This window comes from Actinomadura kijaniata NBRC 14229, assembly GCF_001552175.1.
GTDB lineage: Bacteria > Actinomycetota > Actinomycetes > Streptosporangiales > Streptosporangiaceae > Spirillospora > Spirillospora kijaniata.
In genome coordinates, this window is the sequence record NZ_BCQR01000066.1 from 43,389 (window position 1) to 55,745 (window position 12,357).

Here is a 12,357-nt window from a genome sequence, read left to right on the forward strand (position 1 = left end):
TCACCGACGGCTCACCGCGTCGGGACCGTCCACCGGAGCCGGATGCGGCATAGTGTCCTTCGGTGCTTCCGGTGACGGGGAGGTGGGATGCGGCCCAAGGGACCGCAGGCCGCTGTCGTGACGGCATGTCTGGCCATCGCGGGCTGCGGCACCGCGTCGGGGGCGCCCACCGCGAACGTCCCCCCGCCGACCGCCCCGCCCGCGCCCGCCGCCTCGACGGCCGCGCCGCTCCAGGACGCCCCCCGGGCGGCGCCGCCGGAGGCGACGCGGAGCAACCGCCCGCTCAGGATCCTCGGCAAGCGCGCCTCCTGGCGCATCACGACGTACTACACGGCGGTGCAGTCGTTCCACGGCGGACGGCTCACCGAAGTGCGCGGCTGTCCCCGGCTGCACTGCAAATGGGGGAAGACGCCCCTCGGGAAGTATCCGGCGGACTTCCTCAAAGTGATCAAGATGGAGGGCAGCGGGCGGATCACCGAGGGCCCCACCAGGGGCCGCTACCTCAACTGGTCCTCCTCCGTCGGCTGGTGGCTGGACTCCAGCACCCGCGACTCGCGCGCCAGGCCGCTGCGCGCCTGGTCGTCGGCGGCGGCCGACCGGGACGTGCTGGCGCGCGGACAGCGCTTCGCCGTCGCCGACTGCGGCAGGACCGCCGGGGGCAGGCCCCTCCCGGCGAAGGTGTGCGACCGGTTCCGCTCGGCCACCTGGACGGTCACCGACGTGTTCCGGCCGGGCTGGGGCGGCGAGCACCACGCCGACGTGTACATCGGCGAGGAGACGGGGCCGGGCTTCGCGCGTTCGCCGTACTACACGACGCTCAAGGGAGCGACGATCGGCGCGCCGTGACCCGCCCCCGATGAGCGAGGTCAGTGCTCGGCGGCGGGCTCGACGGCGGGCCCGGCGGGCTTGACCGTGGGCTCGGTGGCGGGCTCGGTGGCGGGCTCGGGAACGCCGGTCTCGGCGCGGCGTGGACCGGCCAGCCGTGTCGGGCGGGTGCGGCCCCGCAGGGTGACCTCCTCGCCCAGCCACCAGTGGGCCGCCTCCTCCGCCCCGGCGGCCTCCACCACCGAGCCCGCCGCCAGCACCCGGCCCTCGGTGGACTTGGCCAGGTCGGTCAGGCGGGCGGCCTCGTTGACCGGGTCGCCGATGACGGTGTACTCGAAGCGCTCCTCGGCACCGATGTGCCCGGCGACGGCCTCGCCCGCCGAGACGCCCACGGCGGCGCGCAGGCCGGGGACCTCGGCGCGCAGCCGTTCGGCCAGCACCCGCCCGGCGGCCAGGGCGCGGGCGGCCGAGCCGTCCAGCTCCAGCGGCGCGCCGAAGATCGCCAGTGCGGCGTCGCCCTCGAACTTGTTGATCCATCCGCCGTGCGCGCCGACGACGTCGACGACCACGGCGAAGAACTCGTTGAGCAGCTGCACGACCTCGGTGGGCGGGCGGTCGGCGGCCAGCCGGGTCGAGCCGACGATGTCCACGAACAGCACCGCCACCTCGCGCAGCTCGCCGCCCAGGTCCACGCCCTGCTCCAGGGAGACGCGGGCGGCGTCCGGGCCGACCTGGCGGTCGAACAGGTCCGCCAGCCGGTCGCGTTCGCGCAGCCCGGCGGCCATGTGGTTGAACCCGGCCTGCAACAGCCCGATCTCGCTGGCGTCGTAGACCGGCACCCGCACGTCCAGGTCGCCGCGTTCCACGCGGGCCAGGCCGAGCCGTACCGACTCCACCGGGTCGGCGATGGCGCGGGCCGCGCCGTAGGTGACGCCGAACCCGACGACCAGGGAGGTGCCGCCGAGCGCCAGCACCGCCCCGACGAACGCGTTCAGCGACACGTCGGCGAACAGGAACGAGCCGACCGCCAGCGCCATCAGCCCCAGGATCGGCACGGCGGTGCCCAGCGCCCAGGCCAGCACCGACCGGGCGACCACGCCGGGCAGGCCTGTGCGCTGCGGCATGCGGTCGGCCAGTGTGGTGGTCAGGGCGCGGCGCAGCAGGCGTTCGGTGAGCAGGTACACGATCGCGCAGGTGGTCAGGCCGCCCAGCAGGCTCGTCAGGCCGAGGCGGACGGCCTGCAGGGTCGAGAACGGGGCGTTGACCGCCACCCAGCCGACCGTTCCGATGCCCCACAGGCTGAGGTGGACCCCCATCAGCCGCAGCGGCCCGTACAGCAGCAGGGAGCGTTCGCGGCGGTCGGGCTCCTCGTGCCGTTCCACCAGGCGGCGCACCCGGCGGAAGAAGCGCTCGCCCAGCAGCAGGCCGACCGGGACGGCCGCGACCACGTAGGCCATGAAGATCCACAGGTTGAGTTCGGCGAGCCAGGGGGAGACCGGGCCGTCGGGGTTGGGCAGCAGCACGCTGAACAGCAGCACCACCAGCGCGCCGCCCAGGTTGGCCAGGCCGGTGGCGACGGTGACCAGGACCCGGGCGCGGCGGGCGATCTGGGCACGGGTGTCGTCCGGACCGCCGTCGATCAGCCGCCACAGCAGGCGGAAGGGGTGCCGCCAACGCCGCGCGGCAGCCTTCGCCTCGTCGAGTCGCATGAGGCTGGAGACTAGCCGGTCACACCCGGTGTTCCGTACATCACATCCGATTTCCACCCGGAGTAATGGAAGGGTCACACCTGGGCCGAAACCGGTGAGTCCCCTCGCTCAAGGGCGGATCGGGTCCAGCAGCCGGTGCGGGGTGCGCAGGGCGAGGGAGACCGGGTCGTCGCGGCGGTCGCCGTCCAGGGCGGGGCCGGGGTGGATCTCCAGGTCGGTGGGCACCGGGACCTCCTCGCAGGAGGAGCACCTGCCGCCGACGCCGACCAGGCCGCCGCATCCGACGTGGCGGAACAGGCGGCAGGCCCCGGCGCCCGAGAAGTTGCGCGCGCCCCAGTCCGACAGGGCGTGCACGGCGGGCCACAGCTCCAGGCCGGTGTCGGTGAGGACGTACTCGCCGTCGCGCTTGTCCAGCACCCCGGCCTCGACCAGGGCCCCCAGCCGGGCGGTCAGCACCGCGCGGGGGATGTCCAGGTGCGCCTGGAAGTGGCCGAAGCGGCGGACCCCGTAGAACGCGTCCCTGATGATCAGCAGGGTCCAGCGCTCCCCCACGACCTCCAGCGCCCGCGCCAGGGAGCAGACCTGCCGCGTGTAGTCCTTGCCGAGTGCCATGGGCCAAGACTACCCGCGAGGTGGTTCATTCACCGAACCGAACCGTGTTAGGGTCGCCGTCGTTCTGGTTCATTCAACGAACTGAGGAGACCGGATGACGGCCACGGCGTCCCCCGACGCCCGCTCGGACGCTCCGCGGAGGGCGCGGCACGCCCGCGCCGCGCTGGTGCTGTCCAGCGCCGCGACGCTGCTGTCGGTGATGAACTACACCGCCCCCATCGCGACGCTGTCGCTCACCTCGGCGGAGCTGCGGGCGGGACCGACCGCCCAGATCTGGATCATGAGCTCGGTCAGCCTGGGCATGGCGGCGGTGATGCTGGCGGTCGGCGGGCTGGCCGACGACCACGGCCGCCGCCGGGTGTTCGGGCTCGGCGCCGCCCTCATGGCGGCGGCCAGCGTGGTGTGCGCGGTCGCGCCGAACGCGACGGTGTTCGTGGCGGGCCGTCTGGTGCAGGGCGTCGCCGGGGCCGCGTTGCAGGTCACCGGCCTGGGCATGCTGGCGGTGGCGTTCCCGGCCGGGCCCGGACGCGTCCGCGCCACCGGCCTGTGGGGCTCGATGCTCGGGCTCGCCATCGCGCTCGGCCCGATCGCGGCGGCCGGGATCGCCGTCGTCGACTGGCGGGGGTGGTACTGGGTCTGCGCCGTGGTGGCGGTGCCGCTGGGGCTGGCGGGGCGGTGGCTGCTGCCCGAGTCCCGCGCGGCCGTGCGGCGCGGCGCCGACCCGGTCGGCCTGGTCACGCTGACCGGCGGCGTCGCCGCGCTGCTCGCGGCCGTGACGCTGGGCCGCGACGGGTGGGGCCGTCCCCCGGTCCTGGCGCTGCTGGCCTCCGCCGCGCTGCTGCTGGCGGCGTTCGCGGTGGCCGAGGCCCGGCACCGCGCGCCGCTGCTGGACCTGCGCCTGCTGGCCCACCGGCCGCTCCTGCTGTCGGTCACGGGCGCGCTGGTCTACGGGTTCGCCATCATCGGGATCATGAGCTACCTGGCGACGGCGCTGGACGTGGCGATGGGCATGACGCCGCTGGTCGCCGCGCTGGTGCTGGCGGTCTGGTCGGGCACCTCCTGGCTGGCCGCCCTCCAGGCCCGGCGGCTGCCCGCGCGGCTGTCCGCCGGGCACCTGCTGGCCGGGGCGCTGCTGCTCAGCGCGGCCGGCGAGCTGGCGCTGCTGGGGCTCGCCCCCGACGTGCACTGGTGGCGGCTGGTCCCCGGCCTGCTCGTCTGCGGGATCGGCAGCGGCCTCGGCAACGCCATGCTGGCGCGCGCCGCCGTGGACAGCGTTCCGCCGGAACGGGCCAGCATGGGCTCGGGCGCCAACAACACCGCCCGCTACATCGGCGCGGCGCTGGGCGTGACCGCCGTGGTCGCCATCGTCACGACCACGGGCGGGGGCGGCCGTCCGACCGCCGAGGCCCTCACCCACGGGACCAACGTCGCCCTCGCGGTGTCGGCGGCGCTGGCCCTGCTCGGCGCGGTCCTGGCGGTGCTGCTGCACCGCCCGGTCAGGCGAGCCTCTCGATGAACTCGGCGAGCTGGGTCAGGTTGCGGCACTCGTGCATCGGGACGAGCTCGCCGTAACGGGAGGCCGCCGAGTCGCCGGTGTCCCACTGGGAGCGCGGCTCGGGGTTCAGCCAGTACGCGTGCCGGGCCCGGTCCACCAGGCGGCGCAGGACCGGCAGGGACAGGTCGCCGTAGTTGGACCGGGCGTCGCCGAGGATCAGCAGCGACGTCCTCGACGTGACCGCGTCGGCGTACTTCTCCTCGAAGACCTTGATGGCGTGGCCGTAGTTGGAGCGGCCGGTGATCCAGACCAGGTCGGCCTCGCGCGCCATCCGGGTCATCGCGTCGGCCACGTCCACGCCGGGCGCGAAGTACTTGGTGATCTCGTCGGTGGCGTCGATGAACGCGAACGCCCGCACCTTGCTGAACTGCTCCCGCAGCGCGAACGTCAGCAGCAGCGTGAAGTGGGCGAACGCCGACACCGAGTCGCTGGCGTCGCACAGGATCACCAGCTCGGGGCGGTGCGGGCGGCGGGGCCGGTGCCGGGTGGTCAGCGGCACTCCCCCACTGGCCAGCGAGGCGCGGACGGTGCGGCGGAAGTCCAGGCGGCCCCGGTTCCCGGCGCGCTGCCTCTGGACCAGGCGGGTCGCCAGGCGGCGGGCGAGGGGGTGGACCTCGCGGCGCAGGGCGGCCAGCTCGGCGCGGCCGGCCCGGTTGAAGTCGAGCCTCTCCAGCGGCGGGCGCACCGACAGGCGGGCGGTGCGCTCCACGCCGGTGTCCTCGGCGATGCGGCGGCGGACCTCGGTGGCGACCAGGTCCTCGAAGCGGGAGATGCGGGCGCGCAGGTTCTGGCGGGCGACGCGCTCGGCCATGCCGCCGCGTTCCCGCCCGTTGAGGACGGCGGTCAGCAGGCTCGCCATCAGCGTCTCGGGCGACAGGGCGCGCAGCACCCCGGAGGAGAACCACGACTCCTGGCCCGGGGTCTGGCCGTACTCGGCGACGGCGGTGCGGGCGAACTGGGTGAGGCCCGCGTCGTCGCCGCCCAGCAGGAGGTCGAACAGTTCGCGGCGGCGTTCCTGGACGCGGGGGTCCAGCGGCGCGGGCACGGGCCTGCCGTCGTCGCCGGTCGTCCGGGCCGGGCGCTCGGGGTCGGCGGCGGCCCCGGCCCCCAGCGCGGGCGGGAACCACAGGTCGAACAGGACGTCGAACTGGGGCCGGTGCTGGGGGCGTTTGACCAGGGTGGCGGCGTAGGCGGCGCGCAGCGACTCGCGGTCCAGCAGGTCGATCGCCCGCATCGCGCGCACCGCGTCCAGGCCCTCGGCGACCGACACCGGCAGCCCGGCCTCGCGCAGCGCGGCCACGAACGCGGCGTGCCGGTCGACGAGCGAGGCCACGGTCAGCCCTTCGCCTTCTGGGAGGTGAGGCCGAGTTCCCGGGCGGCGCGCTCGTGGTCGGAGACGTGCTTGAGGACCACACCCAGGGTGCGGGCCACGGCGGCCTCGTCCAGCTCGTCCAGGCCGAGGGCGAGCAGCGTGCGCGCCCAGTCGACGGTCTCGGCGATCGACGGGGCCTTCTTGATCTCCAGGGAGCGCAGGGTGCCGACGGCGCGGACCAGCTGCTCGGCGAGCTCGGCCTCCAGGCCGGGGACCTGGGCCAGCACGATGTCGCGTTCCCGGTCGGGGGCCGGGTAGTCCAGGTGCAGGTACAGGCAGCGGCGCTTGAGGGCCTCCGACAGCTCGCGGGCGGCGTTGGAGGTGATCAGCACGAACGGGCGGCGGACCGCGCGGACCGTGCCGAGCTCGGGGATGGTGACCTGGAAGTCCGACAGCACCTCCAGCAGCAGGCCCTCCACCTCGACGTCGGCCTTGTCCGCCTCGTCGATCAGCAGCACCGTCGGGTCGGCGCGGCGGATCGCGGCCAGCAGCGGGCGTTCCAGCAGGAACTCCTCGGCGAAGATGTCGTCGTGGGTCTCCTGCCAGGAGCGGTCGCCGCCCGCCGCCTGGATGGCGAGCAGCTGCTTCTTGTAGTTGAACTCGTACAGCGCGCGGGCCTCGTCCAGGCCCTCGTAGCACTGCAGGCGGATCAGCTCGGAACCGGTGGCGGCGGCGACGGCCTTGGCCAGCTCGGTCTTGCCGACCCCGGCCGGGCCCTCCACCAGCAGCGGCTTGCCGAGCGCCTGCGCCAGGAACACGGTGGTGGCGATCGCGTCGTCGGTGAGGTAGCCGACCTCGCCCAGCCGGGCCGCGACCTCGGCGGGCGAGCCGAAACGGCTCGGGTCGGTGGGGGTTCCCCCGGTGGTGGCTTCCCCGGTGGTGGCTTCCCCGGTGGTGGCTTCCGCTGTCATGCCTTCGCCTTCGTGTAGGTCTGGTTCGTTCCGGCGAACACCAGCTTGCCGCCGCCGGTGAGGGACACCCCCCAGTAGGAGGCGGTCTTGGGGTCGCCGCCCTGCCAGGAGAAGCGGAACCGGTCGCCGCCCTCGGGGATCGCCAGCCCCTTCCAGAGGGTCTGCCTGTCCTTCACCCACACCCCCGTGCCGTCGGCCTTGAACTCGAAGTAGTCCTCGGCCGTGCCGACCCACCGACCCACCAGCGGCTCGACCTCGGCCGGTCTCACCTTCGGCAGCGGGGCCAGCGGGGGCTGCGCGGCGGTCCCGGCCGGGGCGGGCTCCTTCTCCCCGCCGCAGGCGGTCAGGGCGAGCGCGGCGGCCAGTGCCGTGCCCGCGAGGGCCAGGGGCCGGCGAACCCGCGCCGGACGAATCCGCACCGTCACGTGCACCTCCGGAAAGGGGAGAAGCGGGAGTTTACCGACCGGTACCGTATCCGACCCCGACGCGCCCCCGGGGCCGTCGTTCCCGGGGTGGAGGCCCGATCTACTCCCGGCGAGGGACGACACCGGCGTCTCCCCCGGCTTATAACCGGTTCATGAGTACTCCACTGCCCCGCGAGGACCTCGTCGCGGCGATGGCCGCCCGCCGCGAGCTGGGTCCCGACTACGACGACGCGTTCGTCGAGAGTCTCGTCGACCGGATCGAGGAGACCCTCCGCACGCGCATGGCGGTCCAGCAGCGGGAGGACCACCGCGTCGCCCGCACGGTGGACCGGCAGGCCAAGAGCGAACGGGGCTCGGCGCTCGCGCTCGCCATCGTCTCGCTGGTGGCGGCCGTCCCGCTGTCGGGCATCGGGGCGGGCACCGAGGGCCTGGCGGGCCTGCTGACCGTGTGGATCGGCATCGTGCTGGTGAACATGGCGTTCGCGGTCCGGTCCCGGATCCGCTGACCCGGGGCCGGACCGCCTCCCGGCACCGACCGCGTCCGCCGCTACTTGCCGGGCTCGGGGTCGCGGGGCAGGCCGAGCAGCCGCTCGCCGATGATGTTGAGCTGCACCTCGGTGGTGCCGCCGTAGATCGTCATCGCGCGGCTGAACAGCATGGCGCGCGCCACGATGCCGCTCTCGGCCAGCGGGACCTCGGTCGCGGCGGCCGCGCCCTGCGCCGCCCAGCAGTAGTCGGCGACGTCCTGGTTGAACTGCACGCCCAGCAGCTTGCGCACCGACGCCTCGGCGCCGGGCTCGACGCCGTTGATCTGCTTGAGGGTGGTGCGCAGGCCCAGCAGGTCGATGGACTGGCCCTGGGCGACCAGCTTGCCGACGTCGACGGCGGCGACCGGGTCGAGCTCCCGGTCCTTGAGGAAGGCGAGCAGCTCGGGCACGCCCATGCCGAGGCCGCCGCCGGTGGACAGCGACACGCGCTCGTTGGACAGGGTGTTGCGGGCGACCTGCCAGCCCTTGTCGACCTCCCCGACCACGCAGTCGTCGGGGACGAACACACCGTCCAGGAACACCTCGTTGAACAGGGCCTCGCCGGTGAGCTCGCGGAGCGGGCGGACGTCCACGCCCTCCGCCTTCATGTCCACCAGGAAGTAGGTGATGCCCTCGTGCTTGGGCGCCGAGGGGTCGGTGCGGGCGATGCAGAAACCCCACTGGGCGTGCTGCGCGACCGAGGTCCAGATCTTCTGGCCGGTCAGCCGCCAGCCGCCCTCGACGCGTTCGGCCCTCATCGACAGCGACGCCAGGTCCGAGCCCGCGCCGGGCTCGGAGAACAGCTGGCACCAGACCATCTCGCCGCGCAGCGTCGGGCGCAGGAAGCGCTCCTTCTGCTCCTCGGTGCCGTAGCGGACCAGCGACGGCACCAGCCACGCGCCGATGACCAGGTTGGGCGCCTTGACCCTGGCGGCCCTCAGCTCCTGCTGGATGAGGATCTGCTCGACCGGTCCGGCGCCGCGCCCCCAGGGCTCGGGGAAGTGCGGGACGGTCCAGCCCTCGTCGCCCATCCGGCGGTTGCGTTCGGTCCGGTCCTCGATCGCGGCGAGTTCGGCGACCTCGGCGCGGATGCGCTCGCGCAGCGGCCCGGTGTCCTCGTCGAGTTCGAGTTCGACCTCGCGGCGGCCCCCGGCCAGGGCCAGTTCGGCGACCTTGGCGGCCCACTCCTTGGCGGGGCCGAGCAGGGCGCGCAGCGTCAGGGCGCGGCGCAGGTAGACGTGGGCGTCGTGCTCCCAGGTGAAGCCGATGCCGCCGAGGATCTGGATGGCGTCGCGGGCGGTCTGCACGCCCGCGTCGGCCGCGACGACGGCCGCCACGGCGGCGGCGAACCCGGCCTGCTCGGTGCCCTCGTCCAGGGCGCGGGCGGCGTCCCAGGCGGCGGCGCGGGCCTGTTCGAGCTGGATCAGCATCCGGGCGGCCTTGTGCTTGACGCCCTGGAACTGGCCGATCGGGCGACCGAACTGCTCGCGGACCTTGGCGTACTCGGCGGCGGTGGTGACCAGCCAGCCCGCCGCGCCCGCGGCCTCGGCGCCGAACAGCGCGGCGGCCAGGTCGCGGACCCGGCCGGTGGTGAGGCCGTCCAGGACGCGGTCGGCGGTGACGGCCACGTCGCGGGCCTCGACCCGGGCGACGCGGCGGACCTTGTCCAGGCTCTCCACGGGGGTGACGGTGACGGCCGCGGCGTCCACGGCGACCCACTCGGTGGTCCCGTCGACCTCCACCGGCAGCACCAGGACGTCGGCCAGGCCCGCGCCCAGCACCGGGTCGGCGGTGCCGGTGACGGTCAGGCCGTCCTGGTCGCGGACGCCGGTCAGGGCCCCGGCCAGGGCGACCGCGCCGGTCAGCGAGCCGTCGGCGAGCTTCGGCAGCAGCTCGGCGCGGGCCTTGGCGTTGCTGGAGGCGTTGACCGCCGTGCTGGCCAGCACGGTCGGCAGGAACGGGCCGGGCGCGGCGGCGCGGCCCAGTTCCTCCAGCACCACGGCCAGCTCCAGCAGGCCGTAGCCCTGGCCGCCGTGCTCCTCGGGCAGGTGCAGGCCCAGCAGGCCCTGCTCGGCGAGCCCGCCCCAGAACGCGGGGCGGGTCTCGGCGTCGGCCTCCAGCGCGGCCCGTACGACCGTCGCGGGGACGTTGCGCTCGGCGAAGCCGCGTACCGACTCGGCGAGGGCCTCATGCTCTTCGGTCAACCCGATGGCCATGCGTCACCTTCCTCAGACCGCTGTGATGCAGATTCTAGAACAGCATTCTGGTCCCGTGCGGAAGGCGACCCTATCCCTTACGAGCGGCGCGTCTCCACCTCGGGGGCGATGTCGCCGCGGACCTCGTCCCCGGTCTTGTCCCCGGCCTTGTCCAAGGTCTCGTCCGCGCCCTCGTCCGCGCCCTTGTCCGCGACCCCGGCGGCCTGCGCCTTCTTCTTCTGCGGGACGGTGAGGCTGGCCACGGTGACGGCGACGAGGGTGCCGACGATCACCGACAGGGACAGCCAGATCGGGATGTCGGGGGCCCAGTGCACGCCGTACTCGTGCAGCGCGTGGAAGACCAGCTTCACGCCGATGAAGCCGAGGATGAACGCCAGGCCCTTGTTGAGGTAGACCAGCCGGGTGGCCAGGCTGTCCAGCAGGAAGTACAGCTGCACCAGGCCCATCAGGGCGAAGGCGTTGGCGGTGAACACCAGGTAGGGCTCGGTGGTCAGGCCGAAGATCGCGGGGATGGAGTCCACCGCGAACAGCACGTCGGTGGAGCCGATGGCGACCATGACGATCAGCAGCGGGGTCGCCAGGCGCTTGCCGTCGACCCGGGTGAACATCCGGTTGCCGTCGTAGGAGTCGGTGGTGGGGATGACCTTCTTGGCCCACCGCAGCAGGGCGTTCTCCTTGAACTCCTCGTCCTCGTCCCCGTCCTTGGCCAGGCCCCAGGCGGTCCAGATCAGGAACGCGCCGAACAGGAAGAACACCCAGGTGAACGCGCCGAGCGCCGCCGCGCCGACCGCGATGAAGACACCGCGCAGCACCAGCGCGATCACGATGCCCGCCATCAGCACCGTGTGCTGGGAGTGCTTGGGCACCGCGAACCGCGCCAGGATCACCATGAAGACGAACAGGTTGTCGACACTGAGACTCTTCTCGGTGACGAACCCGCCGAAGTACTGGGCGGCGTACTCGCCCCCGGAGAACGCCCAGACGCCCAGGCCGAACGCGATGGCCAGGCCGATGTAGACGGCCGACCAGAACGCGGCCCGGCGGGTGGTGAACTCCCGGGTGTCGTTGCGGTGGATCACGAACAGGTCGGTGGCGATGATCACGAGAATCGCCAGGATCGTCAGGCCCCAGACCACGGGCGAGACATGCAAAACGCACCTCCGACGGCACAGGTCAACGTCGGAGGTCTCTCCCGCCCTTCAGAAAGCGGGCCGACGGCCCCGGGCCGGTATGGACCGACCGTATTGACGAGACCGACGCGCAGGGATACTCCCCTCCACTGCCTACTTCAACGCGGCGCCCCCCGGATCGGTTCCGCGATCCCGAAGGATTTTTAGTTGATCTTGAACAAGGGCGTCCCGGCGAGCGTCTAAGGGCCGAACGCGCCCCGTCCGGGGGCCCGGCGGTCAGCCGCGCAGCTCCCGGTACAGGTCGGCGAGCTGGGTGACCGCGTCGGCCTCGGTGGGCAGGGCGGCGGCGCGCCGGGCGGCGGCGGCGCCGAGCCGGGCGGCCAGGGCCGGGTCGTCCAGGACGCGGGCGACGGCGCGTTCCAGGGCCCGCGGGTCGTTGGGAGGCACCAGCAGGGCCGCCTCGCTCTCGGGGCCGTGCAGCAGGGCCGCGTCGCCGGAGCGGTCGGCGGTGTCGGCGCCGACCATGACGGGGATGCCGCCGACGCGGGTGGCGACCAGGGGGCGCCCGGCGCGCAGGATCTCCTGCACGATGAGCGGCTGCCCCTCCCACACGCTGGAGACCACGGCCACGTCGGCGGCCGCCAGCAGCGCGGGGACGTCGCGGCGGCGGCCCAGCAGCCGCACCGGCAGGTCCTCGGCCTCGATCCGGGCCCGCAGCGTCTCCTCCAGCGGGCCGTCGCCCACGACCGCCACCAGCGGGCGCGGGGCGCGTCCGGCCCAGCCGCGCGCGGCGTCCAGCAGCGTGGGGTAACCCTTCTGGTCGGCCAGGCGGCCCACCGTCACGATCAGCGGCCGCTCCCCCGCGCCCAGCTCGGCGCGCAGGTCGGCGCGGGCGGCCGGGCCCGGCTGGGAACGCGGCACGGGCGCGGGCACCAGCGCGTACCCGACCCGGCGGGCCCCGAGGGCGCGCATGCGTTCCTCCAGGTCCGGGGAGACGCCCAGCACGCAGGTCGCGCCGCGCGCGACGACGCGCTCCAGCGCCCCGTGGATCGCGGCGGTCCGCCCGCCGGCGATG

Annotated in this window: 11 protein-coding genes; 3 read left to right on the forward strand and 8 right to left on the reverse strand. The window is 74.1% G+C overall.

The annotated features are described in order from the left end of the window. Window positions 1-87: 87 nt before the first annotated feature. The gene (locus AKI01S_RS21465) at window positions 88-846 is read left to right on the forward strand and encodes a hypothetical protein (protein ID WP_067820695.1); all 759 of its coding nucleotides are present in this window, start codon (window positions 88-90) and stop codon (window positions 844-846) included. Between the two features lie 20 nt (window positions 847-866). Here AKI01S_RS21465 and AKI01S_RS21470 read toward each other — a convergent pair whose 3' ends face one another. Together AKI01S_RS21470 and AKI01S_RS21475 are read right to left on the reverse strand one after the other, a co-directional pair. Beyond that, entirely contained in the window at window positions 867-2,534 is a 1,668-nt protein-coding gene (locus AKI01S_RS21470) for an adenylate/guanylate cyclase domain-containing protein (protein WP_083999989.1), read from the reverse strand. Between the two features lie 108 nt (window positions 2,535-2,642). Beyond that, window positions 2,643-3,146, reverse strand: a complete 504-nt coding sequence (locus AKI01S_RS21475; protein ID WP_067820697.1) for a winged helix-turn-helix transcriptional regulator — start codon at window positions 3,144-3,146, stop codon at window positions 2,643-2,645. 94 nt (window positions 3,147-3,240) lie between these two features. Between AKI01S_RS21475 and AKI01S_RS21480 the strand changes: the two genes are divergently transcribed. Further along, window positions 3,241-4,662, forward strand: a complete 1,422-nt coding sequence (locus AKI01S_RS21480) for an MFS transporter (RefSeq protein ID WP_067820700.1) — start codon at window positions 3,241-3,243, stop codon at window positions 4,660-4,662. Here the strand turns inward: AKI01S_RS21480 and AKI01S_RS21485 are convergent. Genes AKI01S_RS21485 through AKI01S_RS21495 form a run of 3 tightly spaced genes read right to left on the reverse strand, consistent with a single transcriptional unit; the run spans window position 4,643 to window position 7,403 of the window. Further along, on the reverse strand, window positions 4,643-6,034 hold the full coding sequence (locus tag AKI01S_RS21485; protein ID WP_067820703.1) for a vWA domain-containing protein: 1,392 nt from the start codon (window positions 6,032-6,034) through the stop codon (window positions 4,643-4,645). The two genes, AKI01S_RS21480 and AKI01S_RS21485, sit on opposite strands and share 20 nt — an antisense overlap. A gap of 2 nt (window positions 6,035-6,036) precedes the next feature. Beyond that, window positions 6,037-6,984, reverse strand: coding sequence for an AAA family ATPase (locus AKI01S_RS21490; protein WP_083999990.1), 948 nt, complete (start codon window positions 6,982-6,984; stop codon window positions 6,037-6,039). Continuing rightward, the gene (locus AKI01S_RS21495) at window positions 6,981-7,403 is read right to left on the reverse strand and encodes a hypothetical protein (protein ID WP_245681719.1); all 423 of its coding nucleotides are present in this window, start codon (window positions 7,401-7,403) and stop codon (window positions 6,981-6,983) included. Before AKI01S_RS21495 ends, AKI01S_RS21490 begins: the two co-directional genes overlap by 4 nt. 158 nt (window positions 7,404-7,561) lie before the next feature. Between AKI01S_RS21495 and AKI01S_RS21500 the strand changes: the two genes are divergently transcribed. After that, window positions 7,562-7,915: a hypothetical protein gene (locus AKI01S_RS21500; RefSeq protein ID WP_067820707.1), complete on the forward strand. Its 354-nt coding sequence runs from the start codon at window positions 7,562-7,564 to the stop codon at window positions 7,913-7,915. Between the two features lie 41 nt (window positions 7,916-7,956). On the opposite strand, the gene AKI01S_RS21505 is transcribed toward AKI01S_RS21500, so the two are convergent. From AKI01S_RS21505 to AKI01S_RS21515, 3 genes are all read right to left on the reverse strand, one after another. Next, window positions 7,957-10,152 (reverse strand): acyl-CoA dehydrogenase family protein, encoded by a 2,196-nt coding sequence (locus tag AKI01S_RS21505; protein WP_067820710.1) that lies wholly within the window; start codon window positions 10,150-10,152, stop codon window positions 7,957-7,959. Window positions 10,153-10,229: 77 nt separating this feature from the next. Further along, window positions 10,230-11,303 (reverse strand): TerC family protein, encoded by a 1,074-nt coding sequence (locus AKI01S_RS21510; protein ID WP_083999994.1) that lies wholly within the window; start codon window positions 11,301-11,303, stop codon window positions 10,230-10,232. 255 nt (window positions 11,304-11,558) lie between these two features. Then, a partial coding sequence (locus AKI01S_RS21515) for a glycosyltransferase (RefSeq protein WP_157419993.1) occupies window positions 11,559-12,357 on the reverse strand: 799 nt, incomplete at its 5' end.

What these genes read in the sequence shown, in the direction of transcription:
- AKI01S_RS21480 (WP_067820700.1), top strand. Translation starts at nt 3,241, where the DNA reads ATGACGGCCACGGCGTCCCCCGACGCCCGCTCGGACGCTCCGCGGAGG.
- AKI01S_RS21505 (WP_067820710.1), bottom strand. Translation starts at nt 10,152, where the DNA reads ATGGCCATCGGGTTGACCGAAGAGCATGAGGCCCTCGCCGAGTCGGTA.
- AKI01S_RS21500 (WP_067820707.1), top strand. Translation starts at nt 7,562, where the DNA reads ATGAGTACTCCACTGCCCCGCGAGGACCTCGTCGCGGCGATGGCCGCC.
- AKI01S_RS21465 (WP_067820695.1), top strand. Translation starts at nt 88, where the DNA reads ATGCGGCCCAAGGGACCGCAGGCCGCTGTCGTGACGGCATGTCTGGCC.
- AKI01S_RS21490 (WP_083999990.1), bottom strand. Translation starts at nt 6,984, where the DNA reads ATGACAGCGGAAGCCACCACCGGGGAAGCCACCACCGGGGAAGCCACC.
- AKI01S_RS21475 (WP_067820697.1), bottom strand. Translation starts at nt 3,146, where the DNA reads ATGGCACTCGGCAAGGACTACACGCGGCAGGTCTGCTCCCTGGCGCGG.
- AKI01S_RS21470 (WP_083999989.1), bottom strand. Translation starts at nt 2,534, where the DNA reads ATGCGACTCGACGAGGCGAAGGCTGCCGCGCGGCGTTGGCGGCACCCC.